The sequence below is a fragment of the Streptomyces sp. NPDC091272 genome, from assembly GCF_044757485.1.
In the GTDB taxonomy this organism is placed as follows: domain Bacteria; phylum Actinomycetota; class Actinomycetes; order Streptomycetales; family Streptomycetaceae; genus Streptomyces.
In genome coordinates this window covers 127,110-145,312 of sequence record NZ_JBIVVC010000015.1, presented here as the reverse complement: position 1 = coordinate 145,312, position 18,203 = coordinate 127,110, and the positions used below count along the sequence as shown (strand labels likewise).

At 71.6% G+C, this 18,203-nt stretch carries 15 protein-coding genes; 10 read left to right on the top strand and 5 right to left on the bottom strand.

What is annotated here, in order from left to right; genetic code table 11:
* Positions 1-89: 89 nt before the first annotated feature.
* Entirely contained in the window at positions 90-1,580 is a 1,491-nt protein-coding gene (der, locus tag ACIQM4_RS31330) for a ribosome biogenesis GTPase Der (RefSeq protein ID WP_401598469.1), read from the top strand.
* Between the two features lie 13 nt (positions 1,581-1,593).
* Here the strand turns inward: der and ACIQM4_RS31325 are convergent, their stop codons facing one another.
* Positions 1,594-1,917, bottom strand: coding sequence for a hypothetical protein (locus ACIQM4_RS31325; protein WP_401598467.1), 324 nt, complete (start codon positions 1,915-1,917; stop codon positions 1,594-1,596).
* Positions 1,918-2,096: 179 nt separating this feature from the next.
* Entirely contained in the window at positions 2,097-2,879 is a 783-nt protein-coding gene (locus ACIQM4_RS31320; protein ID WP_401598465.1) for a hypothetical protein, read from the bottom strand.
* 443 nt (positions 2,880-3,322) lie between these two features.
* On the opposite strand from ACIQM4_RS31320, the gene ACIQM4_RS31315 reads away from it, so the two are divergent.
* From ACIQM4_RS31315 to ACIQM4_RS31305, 3 genes are all read left to right on the top strand, one after another.
* Positions 3,323-3,943, top strand: coding sequence for a transglycosylase family protein (locus ACIQM4_RS31315; RefSeq protein WP_401598464.1), 621 nt, complete (start codon positions 3,323-3,325; stop codon positions 3,941-3,943).
* A gap of 209 nt (positions 3,944-4,152) precedes the next feature.
* A complete protein-coding gene (locus ACIQM4_RS31310; protein WP_401598463.1) occupies positions 4,153-5,424 on the top strand; it encodes a glycosyltransferase family 4 protein in 1,272 nt (423 codons plus the stop codon).
* Positions 5,421-6,281, top strand: a complete 861-nt coding sequence (locus ACIQM4_RS31305; protein ID WP_401598462.1) for a transferase — start codon at positions 5,421-5,423, stop codon at positions 6,279-6,281. Before ACIQM4_RS31310 ends, ACIQM4_RS31305 begins: the two co-directional genes overlap by 4 nt.
* An 87-nt stretch (positions 6,282-6,368) precedes the next feature.
* Here ACIQM4_RS31305 and ctaD read toward each other — a convergent pair whose 3' ends face one another.
* On the bottom strand, positions 6,369-8,084 hold the full coding sequence (gene ctaD / locus ACIQM4_RS31300) for a cytochrome c oxidase subunit I (protein ID WP_401598461.1): 1,716 nt from the start codon (positions 8,082-8,084) through the stop codon (positions 6,369-6,371).
* Positions 8,085-8,472: 388 nt separating this feature from the next.
* Here ctaD and ACIQM4_RS31295 point away from each other — a divergent pair, with 388 nt between their 5' ends.
* On the top strand, positions 8,473-8,688 hold the full coding sequence (locus ACIQM4_RS31295; RefSeq protein ID WP_401598460.1) for an I78 family peptidase inhibitor: 216 nt from the start codon (positions 8,473-8,475) through the stop codon (positions 8,686-8,688).
* A 168-nt stretch (positions 8,689-8,856) separates the two neighbouring features.
* On the opposite strand, the gene ACIQM4_RS31290 is transcribed toward ACIQM4_RS31295, so the two are convergent.
* Entirely contained in the window at positions 8,857-9,948 is a 1,092-nt protein-coding gene (locus ACIQM4_RS31290) for a phosphatase PAP2 family protein (protein WP_401598459.1), read from the bottom strand.
* 474 nt (positions 9,949-10,422) lie between these two features.
* Here ACIQM4_RS31290 and ACIQM4_RS31285 point away from each other — a divergent pair, with 474 nt between their 5' ends.
* A complete protein-coding gene (locus tag ACIQM4_RS31285) occupies positions 10,423-12,096 on the top strand; it encodes an MFS transporter (RefSeq protein ID WP_401598457.1) in 1,674 nt (557 codons plus the stop codon).
* 139 nt (positions 12,097-12,235) lie between these two features.
* The gene (locus ACIQM4_RS31280; protein ID WP_401598456.1) at positions 12,236-13,429 is read left to right on the top strand and encodes an acyl-CoA dehydrogenase family protein; all 1,194 of its coding nucleotides are present in this window, start codon (positions 12,236-12,238) and stop codon (positions 13,427-13,429) included.
* 47 nt (positions 13,430-13,476) lie between these two features.
* Here ACIQM4_RS31280 and ACIQM4_RS31275 read toward each other — a convergent pair whose 3' ends face one another.
* Positions 13,477-13,917, bottom strand: coding sequence for a cell division protein SepF (locus ACIQM4_RS31275; RefSeq protein WP_401598454.1), 441 nt, complete (start codon positions 13,915-13,917; stop codon positions 13,477-13,479).
* A gap of 301 nt (positions 13,918-14,218) precedes the next feature.
* On the opposite strand from ACIQM4_RS31275, the gene ACIQM4_RS31270 reads away from it, so the two are divergent.
* The 3 genes from ACIQM4_RS31270 (at position 14,219) to ACIQM4_RS31260 (ending at position 18,087) form a co-directional block, all read left to right on the top strand.
* Complete coding sequence (locus tag ACIQM4_RS31270; RefSeq protein WP_401598452.1) at positions 14,219-15,448, top strand: DUF5685 family protein; 1,230 nt, start codon at positions 14,219-14,221, stop codon at positions 15,446-15,448.
* Between the two features lie 624 nt (positions 15,449-16,072).
* Entirely contained in the window at positions 16,073-17,098 is a 1,026-nt protein-coding gene (locus ACIQM4_RS31265) for an LLM class flavin-dependent oxidoreductase (protein WP_401598451.1), read from the top strand.
* A gap of 98 nt (positions 17,099-17,196) precedes the next feature.
* Positions 17,197-18,087, top strand: a complete 891-nt coding sequence (locus ACIQM4_RS31260; protein ID WP_401598449.1) for a DUF1684 domain-containing protein — start codon at positions 17,197-17,199, stop codon at positions 18,085-18,087.
* The last annotated feature ends 116 nt before the right edge of the window (positions 18,088-18,203 follow it).

Sequence of the window (18,203 nt, the reverse complement as noted above, 5' to 3'; positions counted from 1 at the left end):
CGTTAGCGCCCCGCCCGCCGGTGGGCGAGACTTGAGTAGTGGGCCGCGGGGAAACGCGGCCCATCGATGATGAACGAGGAACGGACTTCATGAACGACCAGATTCACTCCGGCGACGAGCACGGACCCGAGCAGGGCGCCGACCACGGCGTGCTCGGTGACGCCGAGTACGCGGAGTTCATGGAGCTCGCCTCCCAGGAGGGCTTCGACCTCGAAGAGGTGCAGGAGGCACTCGGCGAGGCAGCCGCAGGGCCGCTGCCCGTGCTCGCCGTCGTCGGCCGCCCCAATGTCGGCAAGTCGACCCTGGTGAACCGCATCATCGGCCGCCGCGAAGCCGTCGTGCAGGACAAGCCCGGCGTCACCCGGGACCGCGTCTCCTACGAGGCCGAATGGGCGGGCCGCCGCTTCAAGGTGATGGACACCGGCGGCTGGGAGCAGGACGTGCTGGGGCTCGACGCCTCGGTCGCCGCCCAGGCCGAGTACGCGATCCAGACCGCCGACGCGGTCGTCTTCGTGGTGGACTCCACCGTCGGCGCCACCGACACCGACGAGGCCGTCGTCAAGCTGCTCCGCAAGGCCGGCAAGCCGGTCGTGCTGTGCGCCAACAAGGTCGACGGCCTGTCCGGCGAGGCAGACGCCACCGCCCTGTGGTCGCTGGGCCTCGGCGAGCCGCACCCCGTCTCCTCCCTGCACGGCCGCGGTACGGGCGACATGCTCGACGCCGTCCTGGAGGCCCTGCCGGACGCGCCCGCGCAGACCTTCGGCTCCGGCACCCCGCTCGGCGGCCCCCGCCGGATCGCCCTCATCGGCCGTCCGAACGTGGGCAAGTCCTCGCTGCTGAACAAGGTGGCCAAGGAGGACCGGGTCGTCGTCAACGAGCTGGCCGGCACCACCCGCGACCCGGTCGACGAGCTGATCCAGCTCGGCGGCGTCACCTGGAAGTTCATCGACACCGCGGGCATCCGCCGCCGGGTGCACCTCCAGGAGGGCGCGGACTACTACGCCTCGCTCCGTACGGCTGCCGCGCTGGAGAAGGCGGAGGTCGCCGTCATCCTGATCGACTCCAGCGAGTCCATCTCCGTGCAGGACCAGCGCATCGTGACGATGGCCGTCGAGGCGGGCCGTGCGATCGTGCTGGCCTTCAACAAGTGGGACACCCTCGACGAGGAGCGCCGCTACTACCTGGAGCGCGAGATCGAGACCGAGATGGCCCAGGTCGCCTGGGCCCCCCGGGTCAACGTCTCGGCCCTCACCGGCCGGCACATGGAGAAGCTGGTCCCGGCCATCGAGACCGCGCTGGACGGCTGGGAGACCCGGGTGCCGACCGGCCGCCTCAACGCCTTCCTCGGTGAGATCGTCGCCGCCCACCCGCACCCGGTCCGCGGCGGCAAGCAGCCCCGCATCCTGTTCGGGACGCAGGCCGGCGCCAAGCCGCCGCGGTTCGTGCTGTTCGCCTCGGGCTTCCTGGAGGCCGGCTACCGGCGTTTCGTGGAGCGCCGGCTGCGCGAGGAGTTCGGCTTCGAGGGAACACCGGTCCACATCTCGGTGCGGGTGCGCGAGAAGCGCGGCCGGAACAAGTAGCCCGCCCCGGGCGTCAGTAGCCCCTACGGGGGCCGGGCGGCAGTGCGGCGGGAAGGTTCCCGGTGTACTGCCGCCCTTGGCCGTGCTGGGTGTGCAGGTTCTGCCAGGTACTGAGGTGCTGCGGGTAGGCCGCGTGCTGCGGTACGTGCGGATGCCCGTGGTGGCCGTGGCCGAAACCGCCGTACACGGGCCCCGTACCGAAGGCCGTGAAGCCGAGGTCCTCCTCGCCGCTGCGGTCGCCGGGCAGGGCCCGGAAGGACCTCCGGTACTCGGAGTACAGGGCGTCGTAGATCGGCGTCAGCGAGTGGTGCGGCGGGGCCTCCTGCGACGGCCGCATGGCAGGGATCTGGCTCTGGTACGGGCGAGTGGGGTCGTATGAGTGCACGTCTGTGCCAACGACCCCACTGCCTCTCGGATGCGGGTGACGCGGGTACGGGTGAGGCAGTCGCGCGGCAAACGGACCACCCGCGTCCGGATTCACCCGGGCTCCCCTCGGAAGCGGGGGCGGGACGGCTGTCAGGTGCCGGCCAGCGGCATCGTCGCCGCGACCAGACGGCCGTTCGCCGCGGCCTTGTCCAGGGCGCCGCGCAGCAGGTCCTCGCGCGGCTGCTGGCCGATGGAGCCGACCGGGGCGGCGAGCACCAGGATCTTCTGCGACTTGTTGGCGGCGGCCCGCCAGGAGTCGGTGACCTGGAGCGGGCGGTGCGCCTGCCACCAGGCGACGGGGTTGCCGCCCGCGGCGCCGGGCTGCAGCACGGCGTGCAGCTGGCCCATCGCGAGGAGCACGGACCAGCCGGACAGCGCGGCGGGCACCGAACGCAGGTCCGCGACCGGCTGGAAGCCCTGCTCGATGAGCAGCGGCAGGAACTCGTCGCCGTTCTCCGCGCCCGGCCGGGAGACCGCCGCGGTCGGTTCGACGACCAGCGCGGGCCGCAGCTCACCCTCGATCAGGACCAGCCCGCTGGTCACCCCGAGCACGGCCTGCTCGGGCGTCCCGTCGGCGCCGCCGCCCGAGCCGTCCTGGCTGGCGGTGATGGAGCGCACCGCGCCCTGTAGCTGCTCCTCGGAGACGGGGACGACCTGGGAGGGGATGCAGGTGGCGTGCGCGAAGGCGAGGACGGCGGTCTCCTCGCCCACGAACAGCACGGTGCTGGTGGCTTCCTGTCCGCTGTCGCCCGGGGTGCGGCAGGAGGTGCAGTCGTAACTTCCTGGGGCGTTCTCGCCGGCGAGCAGCCGGTCGGCTTCTACGTCGCCGATCTCGGCGCGTACGTCGTCGCTGACGTCGAGCATGCGCGACACGGGTGGCTCCTCGAACTGGGTGCTTGCACCGGGCGGTTCCCGGAGCTTCAACAGGACAACGGACTTTTCCCGGCCGGGGTCACGCCGGAGGGGGAACCGAATCGACTCATCCGGCGCAGCGGGTGAGGCACCGGACGGCAGCTTCCGCCCGGGGAAACACGTGCTGTTCAGGAGGAATTGCGCCGGTTGGGCACCGCGATGGCGCACGGACGGGAAGATCGACAAATCCTGATATCGGCGAATCAACTGCCTGTCCGGAATTGACCGTTACCCGAGGTAGGAAGCAAGGCCAGGCGCCCCCGGGCCGGGAGCAACCGGCCCGCGCGGCCGCCGACGACGAGGCCGGTCGAGGGAGCCGGCGCCCCGTCGTCCGACCGGGTGGGGCCCGGCCGCCGTCCGCGCGGCACGCGTGCACCCGGGCGGGACGGTGATGGGGTGGGCCCGTGCTGAAGCCTCGATCGCGATTCCTGTCCTGCGCCGTGCTCGGTGCGCTGCTCGCCCTCTGCCCGCTGTCCGCCGCGTCCGCCGCCGCAGGCCCGGCCGTCCAGCCGATGCCGATGCCCGCCGCGGAGCAGTCCGGGCCGCCCAGCTGCGCCGCCGACCAGTGGCCCTGGGGCTGTCTCGCCGAGTGCGAGAGCGGCGGCAACTGGAAGACCAACACCGGCAACAGTTACTACGGCGGCCTCCAGTTCGGGCAGCGGACCTGGGAGGAATACGGCGGACTCGAGTACGCGCCCCGGGCCGACCTCGCCACCCGCGGGGAACAGATCAAGGTCGCCGAGGAGGTCCTGGCCACCCAGGGCTGGGCCGCCTGGCCCGACTGCGCCAGGCGGTACGGCCTCGAAGGGCGCGTGCACATCGTGAGGAAGGGCGAGACGCTGTCGTCGATCGCCAGGAAGTACCAGGTCAAGGGTGGCTGGAAGGCCCTCTACCAGGCCAACGAGAAGATGGTCGGCCCCCGCGCCGACGGGCTCAACGTGGGTACCTGGCTGGTCATTCCCCGCGGCTCGGGGCCGGGCCGCACCGCCACCGGGCCGACGAGCGCCGCGACGCCCCTCCCGTAGGGACGAGCCGCCCCGGGCTGCTGACCGGGCGCGTGCCCTTTCGTGCAGCCGCCGGGCCGCCACCGGCCCACCGCCGTGGCACCCGTAACAGGCTCTGCACCTGCACGGCCGATGAAGGGACAAGTACAGTCCTCTCACCGAAGCAACGGCAACGGGCACCGTGAGGGGGTCGCCCGGGGCCGCCGAAGACCAGGGGGACCTACCGGCGCATGCACATCTCTTTTCTGCTCCACAACGCCTATGCCGTCGGGGGCACCATCCGCACCACGTTCAACCTCGCCCAGACCCTGGCCGAGCAGCACGACGTGGAGATCATGTCGGTCTTCCGGCACCGCGACGAACCCTCGATGAGCCCGCCCGAAGGCGTGCGCATCGGCCACCTGGTCGACCAGCGCAAGCAGAGCCCCGGAAACGACGCGAACCTGCCCGAGCACGCCCTGCCGGCCCGGGTCTTCCCGGCCGGTGACAGCCGCCATTACCAGTACAGCCGGCTCACGGACCAGCGCATCGGCGCCCACCTCCAGGAGCTGAAGACCGACGTCGTCGTCGGCACCCGGCCCGGCCTCAACGTGCACATCGCCCGCCAGGCCAGGCACGACACCGTGCGGGTCGGCCAGGAGCACCTCACCCTGGACAGCCACCGCTACCGGCTGCGCCGCGAGCTGCGCTACCGGTACGCCCTGCTGGACGCGGTCACCACCGTCACCGAGGCCGACGCCCGCTCGTACCGGACCAGGCTGCGGCTGCCGGGCGTCCGCATCGAGGCCATGGCCAACAGCATCCCGGCGGCGGCCCTGCCGCCCGCGGACGGCGACAGCAAGTGGGTGGTGGCCGCCGGGCGGCTCACCCCGGGCAAGCGTTACGACCTGCTGGTACGGGCCTTCGCCCAGGTCGTCGCGGTGCGCCCCGACTGGAAGCTGCGGATCTACGGGGACGGCGTCAGCGCCCCGGCCCTGCGCAGGCTCGTCCAGGAGCTGCGACTGCACAACCACGTCTTCCTGATGGGCATTGCCGACCCCCTGGAGGCGGAGTGGCCCAAGGGGTCGATCGCCGCCGTCACCTCCGACCTGGAGGCGTTCGGCATGACCATCGTGGAAGCGATGCGCTGCGGCCTCCCGGTGGTCTCCACCGACTGCCCGCACGGCCCCCGCGAGATCATCCGGGACGGGGTGGACGGCAGCCTCGTCCCCATGGGCGACGCGGACGCGGTGGCACGCGCCCTGCTCGCCCTGATCGAGGACGAGGCGCTGCGCAAGCGGATGGGCCGGGCCGCGCTGGAGAACTCCGCACGTTTCGACCCCGGGCAGATCGCCGAACGGCACGCGGCTCTCTTCGCCGATCTCGTCGCCCGTGGCACCAACGACCGCAATCGCAGCCCGCTGCGGGACAACCTTCACCGCGCGCCGGGTGTCCTCATCGACGAAGCATTCACCCTGCGCCGCAAGGTCCTCTCCACGCTCCGGAAAGGGCGTACCGCATGACCAGCTCCTCCTCCAGGCCCCCGACGGCACCGGCCGGCCGGGCCGGTACCCAGGTGCCGCCCCGCGCCGACTGCACCGCGGACTCCGCGGGCGGCATCACCTTCGACGTGGCGGCCGCCGCCGCGCCCGACGCCGCCCTGGTGCTGAGGCGCACGGGCGGGACGGGCGGCGACGACGTACGGCTGCCGCTCACCCCCGTCGCGCACGGCAGGCTGCGGGCCGTGCTGCCCAGCACCGTCGACCTCCCCGAGGGGCGCTGGGAGACCCGGGTGCACGGCGGCGGGGCCGACCTCACCGTCCGGCCGGGCCTGCGCGACCTGCGCGCCCTGGTCGACCGCCGGCCCGACCCGCGTACCGAGGCGGTCGCCGTACGCATCCCGTACGCCACACCCGACGGCCGGCTCGCAGTCCGCAGCTGGCGCCGCTCCCCGCACGCCGAGGCCGGCGACATCACCTTCGGCCAGGACGGGGCCACGATGACGGTCGAGGGGCGGCTGTACGGGATCGAGGCGGGCCGGGACACGGTCGTCGAGGCCCGGCTGCGCGGCGAGCGCGACCGGGTGCACCGGGAGCCGGTGACGGCCGCGGCCGACGGGGCGGAGCACAGCTTCGCGTTCACGCTGCCCTACGCGTCGCTCGACGAGGGCCGCGACGGCGGCGCCCGGGTCTGGGACCTGTGGCTCTCCGCGGCCGACGGCGCGCCCCCGATACGCGTGGCCAGGCTGCTGGACGACATCGCGGAGAAGCAGCCCGTCCTCAAGTACCCGGTGCTGCCCGTCGGTGACTCCGGCAAGAGTGTCGCCTTCCCGTACTTCACGCTCGACAACGACCTCGCCGTGCAGGTCAGCACCCCCTGAGACGACCGGCCGAGGCGGTGCGAGTCAGCACCCTCCGAGACCGCAGGGCGAGACCGGGCCCCGGCCGGGGCCCGCCGGCCCGCGGGCTCACTGGGGTCCGTGCTCCCCGCGGGCCCGTTCCGGGTCGAGCGGCCCCGGCTCGACCTGGGTCATCCGCTGGATCTCGGCGACCTCGGGGTGGTGCAGGTCGAAGGCGGGGGACTCGGACCTGATCCTGGGCAGGGTGACGAAGTTGTGCCGCGGCGGCGGGCAGGAGGTCGCCCACTCCAGCGAGCGCGCGAACCCCCAGGGGTCGTCCCGGTCGACCTTCTCGCCGTACTTCGCGGTCTTCCAGACGTTGTAGAAGAACGGCAGCGTGGAGAGACCGAGCAGGAAGGCGCCGATCGAGGAGACGGTGTTGAGCACGGTGAAGCCGTCGGCCGCCAGATAGTCGGCGTACCGGCGCGGCATCCCCTCGGCGCCCAGCCAGTGCTGCACCAGGAACGTCGTGTGGAAGCCCACGAACAGCGTCCAGAACTGGATCTTGCCGAGCCGTTCGTCGAGCATCTTGCCGGTGAACTTCGGCCACCAGAAGTAGAACCCGGCGAACGTCGCGAAGACCACCGTGCCGAACACCACGTAGTGGAAGTGCGCCACCACGAAGTACGTGTCGGAGACGTGGAAGTCCAGCGGCGGCGACGCCAGCAGCACCCCGGTCAGCCCGCCGAACAGGAAGCTGACCAGGAACCCCACGGACCACAGCATCGGCGTCTCGAAGGACAGCGATCCCTTGAGCATCGTGCCCGTCCAGTTGAAGAACTTCACCCCGGTCGGCACCGCGATCAGGAACGACATGAACGAGAAGAACGGCAGCAGCACCGCGCCCGTCGCGAACATGTGGTGCGCCCAGACCACCAGCGACAGACCGGTGATGGCCATCGTCGCCCCGATCAGCATCACGTAACCGAAGATCGGTTTCCGGGAGAAGACCGGGATGATCTCCGTGATGATGCCGAAGAACGGCAGCGCGATGATGTAGACCTCGGGGTGCCCGAAGAACCAGAAGAGGTGCTGCCACAGCAGCGCGCCTCCCCACTGCGCCTCGAACACCATCGACCCGAACCGCCGGTCCGCCTCCAGGACCAGCAACGCCGCCGCGAGCACCGGGAAGGCGACCAGCACCAGGATCGATGTGAACAGCACGTTCCAGGTGAAGATGGGCATCCGGAACATCGTCATCCCGGGTGCGCGCATCCCGATGATGGTCGTCAGGAAGTTCACCGCGCCGAGGATGGTGCCGAACCCGGACAGCGCGAGACCCATGATCCAGAGGTCGGCGCCGATGCCGGGGGAGCGGACCATGCTGTTGAGCGGGGCGTACGCGAACCAGCCGAAGTTCGCGGGACCGCCCGGCACGATCAGCGAACCGAGCACGATCAGCCCGCCGAAGAGGAACAGCCAGTACGAGAGCATGTTCAGCCGGGGGAACGCCACGTCGGGCGAGCCGATCTGCAACGGCATGATCTCGTTGGCGAAGCCGGCGAAGGTGGGCGTCGCGAACAGCAGCAGCATGATCGTGCCGTGCATCGTGAACGCCTGGTTGAACTCGTTGTTGGACATCAGCTGAAGACCTGGCCTGGCCAGCTCCGCCCGCATCATCAGGGCCAGCAGTCCGGCGATCAGGAAGAAGCCGAACGACGTGATCAGGTAGAGATGGCCGATCTTCTTGTGGTCCGTCGTGGTCAGCCAGTCCACGGCCACCCGGCCCGGCCGCCGGACCCGTGCCGGTGGTGCGTCTGCCGTCAGAGCGGTCTCCGTGCCCATCGTGCCCCCTCGCCGTCCGCGGACCGGGCCAACCGACCTCATGATGCGCGCGGGGGCCCCTGATCCGACAGGGGGCGTGCGCAACCGGATGTGCGTTCGGTACGAGACAGGGCTCGGGCCGGAGTGCGGAGTTGATACGGAATCATCAATTCCGAATGACCGTAACGCATGCCGCTTTCTTTTTGCGGAACTGCCGGAAGTGCCACGTGCCGGGCCGGATCCGGGGAAAGAATGGGAGACCCGGTGAATGCATCAAATGCCCAGCTGGAAATGGGCATTTATGAATAACGAAAACGCCCTGTCGAGTGAAAGGGTCGCCGGTAAACTCTTGTCCCAATCTTGTGACACAAGCGTGACCGGGAAGGTATCTGGCGCCTACGGTGGACCCATGGCACCCCTACCCACACCCCCGGACCAGCCCGAAGACCACCCCGAGCGCTATGTCGGCCTCGCCGTCCCGGAGGCCGAGCGGCTCGCGGACGAGTGCGGCTGGAGTACCGTCAGAACCCTTCCGCCGGGCTCGATCATCACCATGGAGTTCCTCCAGGGCCGGCTCAACTTCGAGGCAGAGGACGCCACCGTGACCCGCTGCTGGGTCGGCTGAGCCGCCGTCACGACACCGGGCGGGGCTCCGGGCGCCCTGGGCGGCGCACGGTCCTTTCCCCGGGCAACGCGAAGGCCCCGGGCCGCTCGTGATGAGCGGCCCGGGGCCTTTCGTGATGCGGATCCGCCCGCCGGTGCCCGCGTGGGCCCCGGTGGTGGCCGCCCCGGTTCAGCGTGCCGGGTACGGCGCGTGCGAACCGCCGCCTCGCGACTGCGGGGGCCGCCTGCTGCCCGCCGGGGTGACGGGCGCGCGCTCGGGGCGGGCCCCGTGCCCGCGCGCCTGGAGGTGGGCCGGCGCGGGCATGTGGGCGGGTCTGGTGGCCCCGTACCGGTTGCCGCTGCCCGCGCCGACCGGCTCGCGGGCCGGAGCCGGGTCGGTGCCCGGCCGGACCGAGGGAACCGCCGCGGGGGTACGGACCGGCACCGCCGGATCGGTGGCGCCGGGCAGGGCCGGGGCGAGCGCGCCGCGCTCCCGCCACCGCGTCCGGACCGCGAACACGAAGGCCTCCGCCCGTGCGATCAACGGCTCGAACCAGGGCAGCGCCAGCAGGATCAGCAGACCGGCTGCCCAGCCCAGCAGTACGTCGCTCAGCCAGTGCGTGCCCAGATAGACCGTGGTGGCGCCGACGCCCAGCGCGACGACGGCGGACAGCACCGAGAGCCAGCGCCTGGCCCGCGGCGTGGTCGCCAGATACGCGAGGATGCCCCAGGTCACCACCGCGTTGGCGGTGTGGCCCGAGGGAAATATATCGCCGCCGGCGAACATCTCGGCGGACCCGATCTCGGTCGCGTAGTGCGGTCCGAGGCGGCCCAGGCCGATCTTCACCGCGCCCACCGTCAGGTTGAGCAGCAGCAGCGAGGCGCCGAGGGCGAGGAGCGGGCGCAGCGTGTGCTGCCGCCAGGAGCGCCAGCCCAGCCACGCCGCGACCATCACCGCGGTCGGGCCGCGCTGGCCGAGGACCACGAAGTAGTCGAGGAAGGCATGCAGCTCCGGCCACTGCTCGTAGGGCCGGAAGAGCATCACCCGCCAGTCGAGCAGGACGAGCCAGGAGGTGACCAGCACGGCCCAGACGATGGCGAGGTAGAACGCCACCGTCGAGCCGAAGAGAACCTTGCGGGTCCGGCTCATGCCGGGGATCTCTATCTTCGGCGGCTCCGGTTCCCGGTCCAGCCGGGCAAAGATTCGGTCGATAGGCACCCAATCGACATTACAGCGGGTGGGTGACGGGCCTGACCGGTCCTGCCTCTTTGTGATGACCATGTGATGTGGGGTGTGTCTCATCGTAGTGTTTATTCCCGGCCGTTCCGGAAATGGTGGGGACCTAGTGCCCTATTCAATCCGCTCCACTCCTGCAACTCGCCGGATTCTTGCTGAATTTCGATGCCTGGAGCGTCGGACGGAATTCTTCTCTCCGCAATCGCACGGTACCGGTGCCGGGATGGCCGGGCGGGGAACCCGGCGGGCGGGCCGCGCCGGGAACCGCCGGTGGCGCGCCGCGCGTCGTGTTCGGCGCGCGGCGTAAGGGGTAACCGCGTGGGTAGGGGCGGGTGACGGCGTGGTGCACACCACACCGGCTCCCGCGTTTCGGTGAGAGATGGGCCACGTGTCCCGGGGGTGAACTCGCGTACGCTGACGGCTCACTCGCCCGTCGATGCCGGGCCCACCAGGACGTGTCGGACCAGGACGTCCCCGGCGGCCCACCGAGCGCGAGGGAATCACTGGGAGGTTGGGTACATGGCAGGGACAACCACGGCCGGCGACGAGCTGACTGCGGGAGGTCCTTGGCGACGGCTCCTCTCCGGCGACGGAGCCAACCGCTGGGTCGTTCTCGTGGTTCTGTGCGTGAGCCTGATCCTCGTCGCGCTCGACTCGACGATCCTGCACATCGCGGTCCCCTCGGTCACCGAGGACCTGCGGCCCGGCTCCGTCGAACTGCTGTGGATCGTCGATGCCTACCCCCTCGTCTGCGCCTCGCTGCTGATCCTCTTCGGCACGTTGGGCGACCGCGTCGGCCGCCGGCGCATCCTGCTGCTCGGGTACGGACTCTTCGGGTTCGCCTCCGCGCTCGCCGCGCTCTCCGAGACCCCGCAGCTGCTGATCGCGGCCCGCGCCCTGCTCGGCATCGGCGGCGCGATGATCATGCCCGCCACGCTCTCGATCCTCCGTCAGGTCTTTCCGGACCGCCGCGAGCGGGCGAAGGCGATCGGCATCTGGGCGGCGGTCTCCGGCATCGGCGCGGCCGGCGGCCCGGTGATCGGCGGCTTCCTGGTCGAGCACTTCTGGTGGGGCTCGGTCTTCCTGATCAACATTCCGCTGATGATCGTGATCCTCCCGGTGGGCAGGCTGCTGCTGCCCGAGTCGCGCGGCAGCGGCCAGGGCCCGTGGGACGTGGTCGGCGCGCTGATGGCATCCGCGGGTGTGCTCGGCGTGGTCTACGGGGTGAAGCGGGCGGGCAGCGGCGACCCCGTTCTCGACGTGCTCACGCTGGCCCCGCTGCTGGTCGGCGCGGTGCTGCTGGTCCTCTTCGTACGCCGTCAGCGGCGGCGTGAGCATCCGCTGATCGACATGAAGTTGTTCAGCCGGGTCACCTTCACCACGTCCGTCGGCTGTCTGGTGCTCGGCATGCTGGCGCTGGTCGGCCTGGAACTGATCGCCGTCCAGTACCTCCAGCTGGTGCTCGAGCTGAGCCCGCTGGAGACCGGTATGCGGCTGCTGCCGCTGACCTTCGCCGCGATGGCGGCCGGCGCCGTCGGCGGCTGGGCGCTCCACAAGATCGGCCCACGGGTCATGGTGGTGTCGGGCTTCACGCTCACCGCGGCGTCGGTCAGCCTGCTGACGATGATGGGCCAGGAGGACCGGCCCTGGCTGATGGCGGGCGGCTTCATCCTGCTGGGCTTCGGCATCCAGGCCACCCTGTTCGGTTCCTACGAGTCGATGCTCAGTGAGGCGCCCGCGGATGCCGCGGGCGGCGCGGCGGCCATCGGGGAGACCTCGTACCAGCTCGGCGCCGGCATGGGCATCGCCCTGCTCGGCAGCGTGATGAACGCGGCGTACGGACCAGGGCTCAAGGGGGTCGACGGCGTCTCGGCCGCCGACTCGAAGTTCGCGTCCAACTCGCTGGGCGAGGCCTACGAGGTGGCCAAGGAGCTCGGTGGCGCGGCCGGGGCCGCCCTGCGCTCCGCCGCCCGGGTCGCCTTCGTGCACGGTCTGCACGTCACCCTGCTGACCAGTGCGGGGCTGCTGCTGCTGGGCGCGGTCGCCGCGCTGCGGCTGCCGCGCGGCATGGACCAGGCGGGGCCCGACCAGGAGCAGGAGCCCGCCGACGGGCCCGGCGACGGCTCCCCGCAGGCGAAGAAGCTGCCGTCGGCACGGCGCGAGCACGCCGAGGCGTCGGCCGGTCTGGACTGACCGAGGTCCCGACCCGTACGGTCGCCCCACAGCTGTAACTAACAGCGCTAGTTAACGCCGTGGTGCACATTGCTGAATGTGGTGCACCCACCAGATGCTGTGGTGCATCGACGCAGCCGAGAGCCGCCGGAGGGCCCGCATGTCCGCACATCCCCCGAAGCTTCCGCCGTTCGACCCCGCCGACCCGCTCGGCATCGACGACCTGCTCGGACCCGAGGACCTCGCGATCCGCGACACGGTCCGCGGCTGGGCCACGGACCGCGTCCTGCCGCACATCGCCGACTGGTACGAGCGCGGCGAGCTGCCCGGCATCCGCGACCTCGCCCGCGAACTCGGCTCCCTCGGTGCGTTGGGCATGTCCCTGACCGGCTACGGCTGTGCCGGTGCCACCGCCGTCCAGTACGGCCTCGCCTGTCTGGAACTGGAGGCCGCCGACTCCGGCATCCGCTCGCTCGTCTCCGTTCAGGGCTCACTCGCCATGTACGCGATCCACCGGTTCGGCTCCGAGGAGCAGAAGCAGCAGTGGTTGCCCGCGATGGCATCCGGCGAGACCATCGGCTGCTTCGGCCTGACCGAGCCCGACCACGGCTCCGACCCGGCGGGCATGCGCACCCGTGCCAAGCGGGACGGCACGGACTGGGTGCTCACCGGCCGCAAGATGTGGATCACCAACGGCTCGGTGGCCGGGGTCGCCGTCGTCTGGGCGCAGACCGACGAGGGCATCCGCGGTTTCGTCGTCCCCACCGACGCCCCCGGCTTCTCCGCGCCGGAGATCCACCACAAGTGGTCGCTGCGCGCCAGTGTCACCAGCGAACTGGTACTGGACGAGGTCAGGCTGCCCGCCGACGCCGTACTCCCGGACGCGGTGGGGCTGAAGGGGCCGCTCAGCTGCCTGAGCCACGCGCGGTACGGGATCGTCTGGGGCTCGATGGGCGCCGCACGCTCCTCCTTCGAGGCCGCGGTCGCCTACGCGAAGACGCGCGAACAGTTCGGAAGGCCCATCGGCGGCTTCCAGCTCACCCAGGCCAAGCTCGCCGACATGGCGGTCGAACTCCACAAGGGCATCCTGCTCGCCCACCATCTGGGCCTGCGCATGGACGCCGGCAGGCTCCGCCCGGAACAGGTCAGCTTCGGCAAGCTCAACAACGTGCGGGAGGCGATCGAAATCTGCCGCACCAGCCGTACGATCCTGGGGGCCAACGGGATCTCGCTCGAATACCCCGTGATGCGGCACGCGACAAATCTGGAATCGGTGCTCACCTACGAGGGCACCGTGGAAATGCACCAACTGGTGCTGGGCAAGGCGCTCACCGGACTCGACGCGTTCCGGTGACGGGCCGATACGGACCCGGCCGGACGGGGCGCCGGTGAGCGCCCTGCTCAGCTCTGGTTGAAGAAGCCGCCGGTCTGACGGCCGGCGGTCTCGCCGGTCACGATGCTCGTGTCGGCGGGGGTCAGCAGGAAGACCCGGGTGGCCACGCGCTCGATGGAGCCGCGCAGACCGAAGGTCAGGCCGGCCGCGAAGTCCACGACGCGCTTGGCGTCGCCGGGCTCCATGGCCGTCAGGTTCACGATGACCGGGACGCCTTCCCGGAACAGTTCGCCGATGCCGCGTGCGTCCCGGAAGCCGTCAGGGGTGACGGTGGCGATGCGGCGTCCGGTGTCCTCGGCCTTCTCGGAGACGACGCGGACCCGGGGGTCCGTGACCCAGGGCTCGGGTGTCTCGTTGTTCCCCTCGGCGTACTCGTCGTCGTAGTAGCGGTCCTCGTCGTTTTCCTCGACGAGTCCGAGCCAGGCACTCGCCTTGCGCACCGATCCCATGAACGCCTCCTTTCACCGCGGTCTGTTTGTGTTCCGCTCCCCCTATGGTCGTCCATCATGCGGATTGCGCGCCAAGTGGATAGTCGGCGCGCAGGGTTTTCGTGACGGTACTGGTGCAGAAGTTGTGGTGATTTCCTTGGCCTCCGACGTTGCGGGGCCCGCCGGGAGAGTGTAAATCGCACCAACGGGCCAGACGGGTGAGCAGGGGGTCGGACGGGTGAACATACGTCGTCTGTACGATGCCTGACGGACTGTTCAGTGGGCGGTGCGATTGCCCGGCCCACCGCATTACGGGGGCGCAATGTTCGGCATCGTCAGACCCTGCACGCATCGGCTCACACCGGGCCTCAGGACGCAATGGACGGCACATCTGTGCGGGCTGTGCCTGGCACTGCGCAGCGATCACGGCCAGTTCTCACGGATCGTCACCAACTACGACGGCCTGATCGTCTCGGTCCTGACGGAGGCTCAGTCCGCTCCGACGGCGGACCTGCGACGCACCGCGGGACCCTGCCCGCTACGGGCGATGCGCACCGCCCCGGTCGCCAGGGGAGAGGGCGCGCGGCTGGCCGCCGCGGTCTCACTGGTGCTGGCCTCGGCGAAGGTACGCGACCACATAGCGGACCGGGACGGGCTGTTGGGGCGCCGCCCGGTGGCCGTCGCGGCCCGCCGGGTCGCCCGGAGCTGGGACCGCGCCGGGGCAAGGACCGGGGCCTCGCTCGGCTTCGACACCTCGGTCCTGGTCGACGCCGTCGACCGGCAGACCGGCATCGAGGCGGTCGCGGGCATCGGCACCCCGCTGCTCCTCGTCACCGAGCCGACCGAGTCGGCCACGGCCGCCGCCTTCGCACACACCGCGGTGCTGGCGGGGCGGCCGGGCAACGCGGCGCCGCTCGCCGAGGCCGGCCGGCTGTTCGGCCGGCTCGCGCACCTGCTGGACGCGGTCGAGGACAGGGCCGCTGACGAGGCGTCGGGGGCCTGGAACCCGCTCACCGCCACCGGGACCCCGCTCGCCGAGGCGCGGCGGCTGTGCGACGACGCGGTGCGGGGGGTGCGGCTCGCGCTGCGGGACGCGGAGTTCGTGGACGGCAAGCTGGTGCACGTACTGCTGGCGCACGAGCTGGAGCAGGCGGTGAACCGGGCGTTCGGGACGACCGCGTGCGCACACGGGGCGCAGGGCCACACCCCGGTGCCGGGAAACCCCTACGCGCCGGGAGCGCCGGGAGCACCGGGTGACGGGAACACCCCCGCGCCGGGCAATCCGTATGCGCCGGGAGCGCCAGGAGCGCCGGGAGACCCGACGCCTCCGCCGCCCCCGCGTGCGCCGCGGGGACTGCTCGCCGGTTGCCTGGCGGCGACCGGACTGTTCTGCACCTGCCAGGTGTGCTGCGCGGACGAGTTCGAAGGGCCCTGGTCCCGGCAGCGGCGGGAGGGCTGTGGTGGTGACTGCCCCGACTGCTGCCAGTGTTGTGAGTGCTGTGAAGGTTGTAGCTTCTGCGAAGGATGCGAGTGCTGCGACTGCAGTTGCTGACACGCTGTGAGGCTTGAGGGGGCGTGCAGCCGGGGCGCTGAGGTGTGTGTGCCTACGGAGGCGCGGCGTGGCCGGCGAGGAGAACGGGGGCAGTGGAGGGGGAGCGTCGGCTCAACAGGACGCGGACCACACGCGACCGAAGTCGATGTGGGAGCGCGTGACCAACCACTGCGATTGCATGGCGCTCATGGAACAGGTGTTTTGATGAGGCGTCAACAGGCGTGGGGCTGAAGCCGAGACGCGCTGCCCAGGATGTGGACGCGCTTGACAGGCGGCCGAGCGCTCGCCGTACCCTCCGTACGGGACCGGGCTGAGGGGCTCGGCCCGTTGTGTGCGACCTGCGGCCGGCTGCGTCCGGTGAGGGCAACTCCCGTGTGTGAACACCGTGTCCACGGAGCCCTCGCATGTCAGCCTCGGTCCTCTGTTGTCCCCTTTGTTGTCTCCATTCCTCCGTGCGTACGGCGCCTGCCGTGTGTTCCTGCCGCGTGCCCCGCGCCCCCTCCCGCACGCCCTCCCCTTCCCGTTCCCCGTCCCGTTCCCCTCCCCGGGCGCTCGGGGGGACGCAGGAGTTGTTTCCGGGCGGGATCCGTCCGGGCGGGATCCGTTCATGGAGGGGGAATGAGCATGGCTTCGGCTGTCAGTCGTCCGCTGCACATCGGTGCCGAGGTGGGAGGAGGTGCCTCCGTCGGCGGGCTGGTGCGGCTCGCGGAGGAGGGGGCACTGGACCTGGTGACCCTGAGTACCGCCGTGGGCGACGCCGTCGGCCTGCTGGCGCGGGTGGCGGGGGAGACCTCGGGGATCGGGCTCGTGCCCACCGTGACCGTGACCGGGGCCGATCCGTTTGTCCTGCAGGCGGCGGTGGCGGAACTCGACCGGGTGAGCCGGGGCCGGGCGGGCTGGGCGGTCGCGGTGTCGGCCCCGGCGGGAGCCTCGGCGGCCCCGGCGGGAGCCTCGGCGCGTGAGCTGGACCGGCCGGAGCCCGCCGGTTCTGCCGAGGAGCTGTGGCGGGAGGCCGGTGCGGTGGTCGATGTGTCGACCCGGCTCTGGGACGGCCGGGACCCAGGTGTCGGCGCGGGCGACACATCGACGGGTCGCTTCGTCGACCCGGGAACGGTGGGGCGGCCCGTCACCGTCGTGGACGTGAGCGTGTGCGGCGCCGACGGACTCGCCGTCGCCGCGCACTACGCGGACGTCGTGATCGTCCGCGCCCATTCCCCCGGAGAGGCCGGTGCCCTGCGCGCCGATCTGCGCAGACGCGCCGCCGTCGCCGGGCGCGAGCCGGGAGCGCTGCGGATCCTCGCCGCCCTCACGGTCGACCTCGCCGGTGAACCGCTCCTCCACGGCCCGTCGTACACGGAGACCGATCCGGTGCGCGTCGGGCGGGGCGGAGCGGCCGAGTACACCGGCGGGCCCGTCGGGCTCGCCCAGGTGCTCACCAGGTGGCACGCCGCCGACGTCGTCGACGGGTTCCACATCACCCCCCTCTCGCCCGAGCGCGATCTCGAACGGCTCGTGAACGGGACCGTGAACCTGCTGCAACACCACTGTCTGCACCGGCACTTCTACGCCGGTGCCACGCTCAGGGACCATCTGGGCCTTCGGCTGCCCGCCGCCCGGCGCGCCAGGAGCGGCGCCGGAAAGGCGGTATGACCGAGCGGGCGGCATGCGGGCGGCCCCTGCACCGCGCCCTCCGGGGCCGCACAGGTTGCTCCGGGCGGTCGTGGGCGCCGTGTGGAAGGGTTGGGCCCATGACCAGCAGCGAAGACGGCAGCGCGGCACCCCGGCGGGACGCGCGGCAGGAGCAGGACGGGCAGCGGGAGCAGGACACGCGGCAGGAGCAGGACGGGCAGCCGGAGCAGGGCGGGCAGCGGGACTGGCGGCGCTGGCACGCGCACCGGGTCGAGACGGTCGCCTCGCCCTACGGGCCGCTCTCCCTCTCCGGCACCCACTGGCTCGCCGACCACCCGGACGGCCGCATCGACGGTGTGCCGGGGCGGTGGCAGGAGGACGGCGCCGAGGTGGTGCTGACCGCCGCGGCCCCGGACGGGATCACCGTCGACGGGCAGCCGCTCGAAGGAGAGGTCAGGCTCGGCGCCGACCGCGGCCCGATCCCCGGCTCCCGCGTCCGTGCGGGCGAGCGGCACCTCGTCCTGCTGAGCAGGGAGGGTCGGTGGGCGGTGCGGGACTTCGACCCGCGGTCCGCCGCGCGGCACGCCTTCGCGGGAATCGAGACCGGCCCCTACGACGCCGCCTGGGTGCTGCCCGGCCGTTTCGTACCGTACGAGAAGCCCAGGAACATCCAGGTCGAGAACGCGGACGGGCGCTCGCGCGGTCTCGGCCTCGCCGGGGAGATCGTCTTCGAGTACGGCGGGGCCGAGCACTCGCTGCACGCGGCGGTCGAGGACGACGGCTCGCTGTGGGCGGTGTTCGCGGACGCGGGCAGCGGCCGCAGCAGCTACCGGTTCCGCTTCCTGCGGCCCGCCGCGCCCGCCGCCGACGGTGCGGTGACCGTCGACCTCAACCGGGCACTGCTGCCCCCGTGCGCCTTCGCGGACCACTTCATCTGCCCCTTTCCGCCGCCGGGCAACACCCTGCCGTTCCCCGTACCGGTCGGTGAGCTCAACCAGCTCCAGAAGTAGGCGAGTTGGTCCCACCAGCCCCGGGAGCCGCAGAGGCCCCGGGGTCGGTGATCGTCCCGGGCCTGCCCGTACCGTGACACGCCCGCGCACGGCCGAAAGGCGCCCTTGCGCGGCCC

Bases quoted from the DNA above. Each gene is read 5' to 3' on its own strand.
- ACIQM4_RS31275 (WP_401598454.1), bottom strand. From the start codon at position 13,917: ATGGGATCGGTGCGCAAGGCGAGTGCCTGGCTCGGACTCGTCGAGGAA.
- der (WP_401598469.1), top strand. From the start codon at position 90: ATGAACGACCAGATTCACTCCGGCGACGAGCACGGACCCGAGCAGGGC.
- ctaD (WP_401598461.1), bottom strand. From the start codon at position 8,084: ATGGGCACGGAGACCGCTCTGACGGCAGACGCACCACCGGCACGGGTC.
- ACIQM4_RS31290 (WP_401598459.1), bottom strand. From the start codon at position 9,948: ATGGTCATCACAAAGAGGCAGGACCGGTCAGGCCCGTCACCCACCCGC.
- ACIQM4_RS31285 (WP_401598457.1), top strand. From the start codon at position 10,423: ATGGCAGGGACAACCACGGCCGGCGACGAGCTGACTGCGGGAGGTCCT.
- ACIQM4_RS31280 (WP_401598456.1), top strand. From the start codon at position 12,236: ATGTCCGCACATCCCCCGAAGCTTCCGCCGTTCGACCCCGCCGACCCG.
- ACIQM4_RS31305 (WP_401598462.1), top strand. From the start codon at position 5,421: ATGACCAGCTCCTCCTCCAGGCCCCCGACGGCACCGGCCGGCCGGGCC.
- ACIQM4_RS31310 (WP_401598463.1), top strand. From the start codon at position 4,153: ATGCACATCTCTTTTCTGCTCCACAACGCCTATGCCGTCGGGGGCACC.
- ACIQM4_RS31270 (WP_401598452.1), top strand. From the start codon at position 14,219: ATGTTCGGCATCGTCAGACCCTGCACGCATCGGCTCACACCGGGCCTC.
- ACIQM4_RS31260 (WP_401598449.1), top strand. From the start codon at position 17,197: ATGACCAGCAGCGAAGACGGCAGCGCGGCACCCCGGCGGGACGCGCGG.
- ACIQM4_RS31265 (WP_401598451.1), top strand. From the start codon at position 16,073: ATGGCTTCGGCTGTCAGTCGTCCGCTGCACATCGGTGCCGAGGTGGGA.
- ACIQM4_RS31295 (WP_401598460.1), top strand. From the start codon at position 8,473: ATGGCACCCCTACCCACACCCCCGGACCAGCCCGAAGACCACCCCGAG.
- ACIQM4_RS31325 (WP_401598467.1), bottom strand. From the start codon at position 1,917: ATGCGGCCGTCGCAGGAGGCCCCGCCGCACCACTCGCTGACGCCGATC.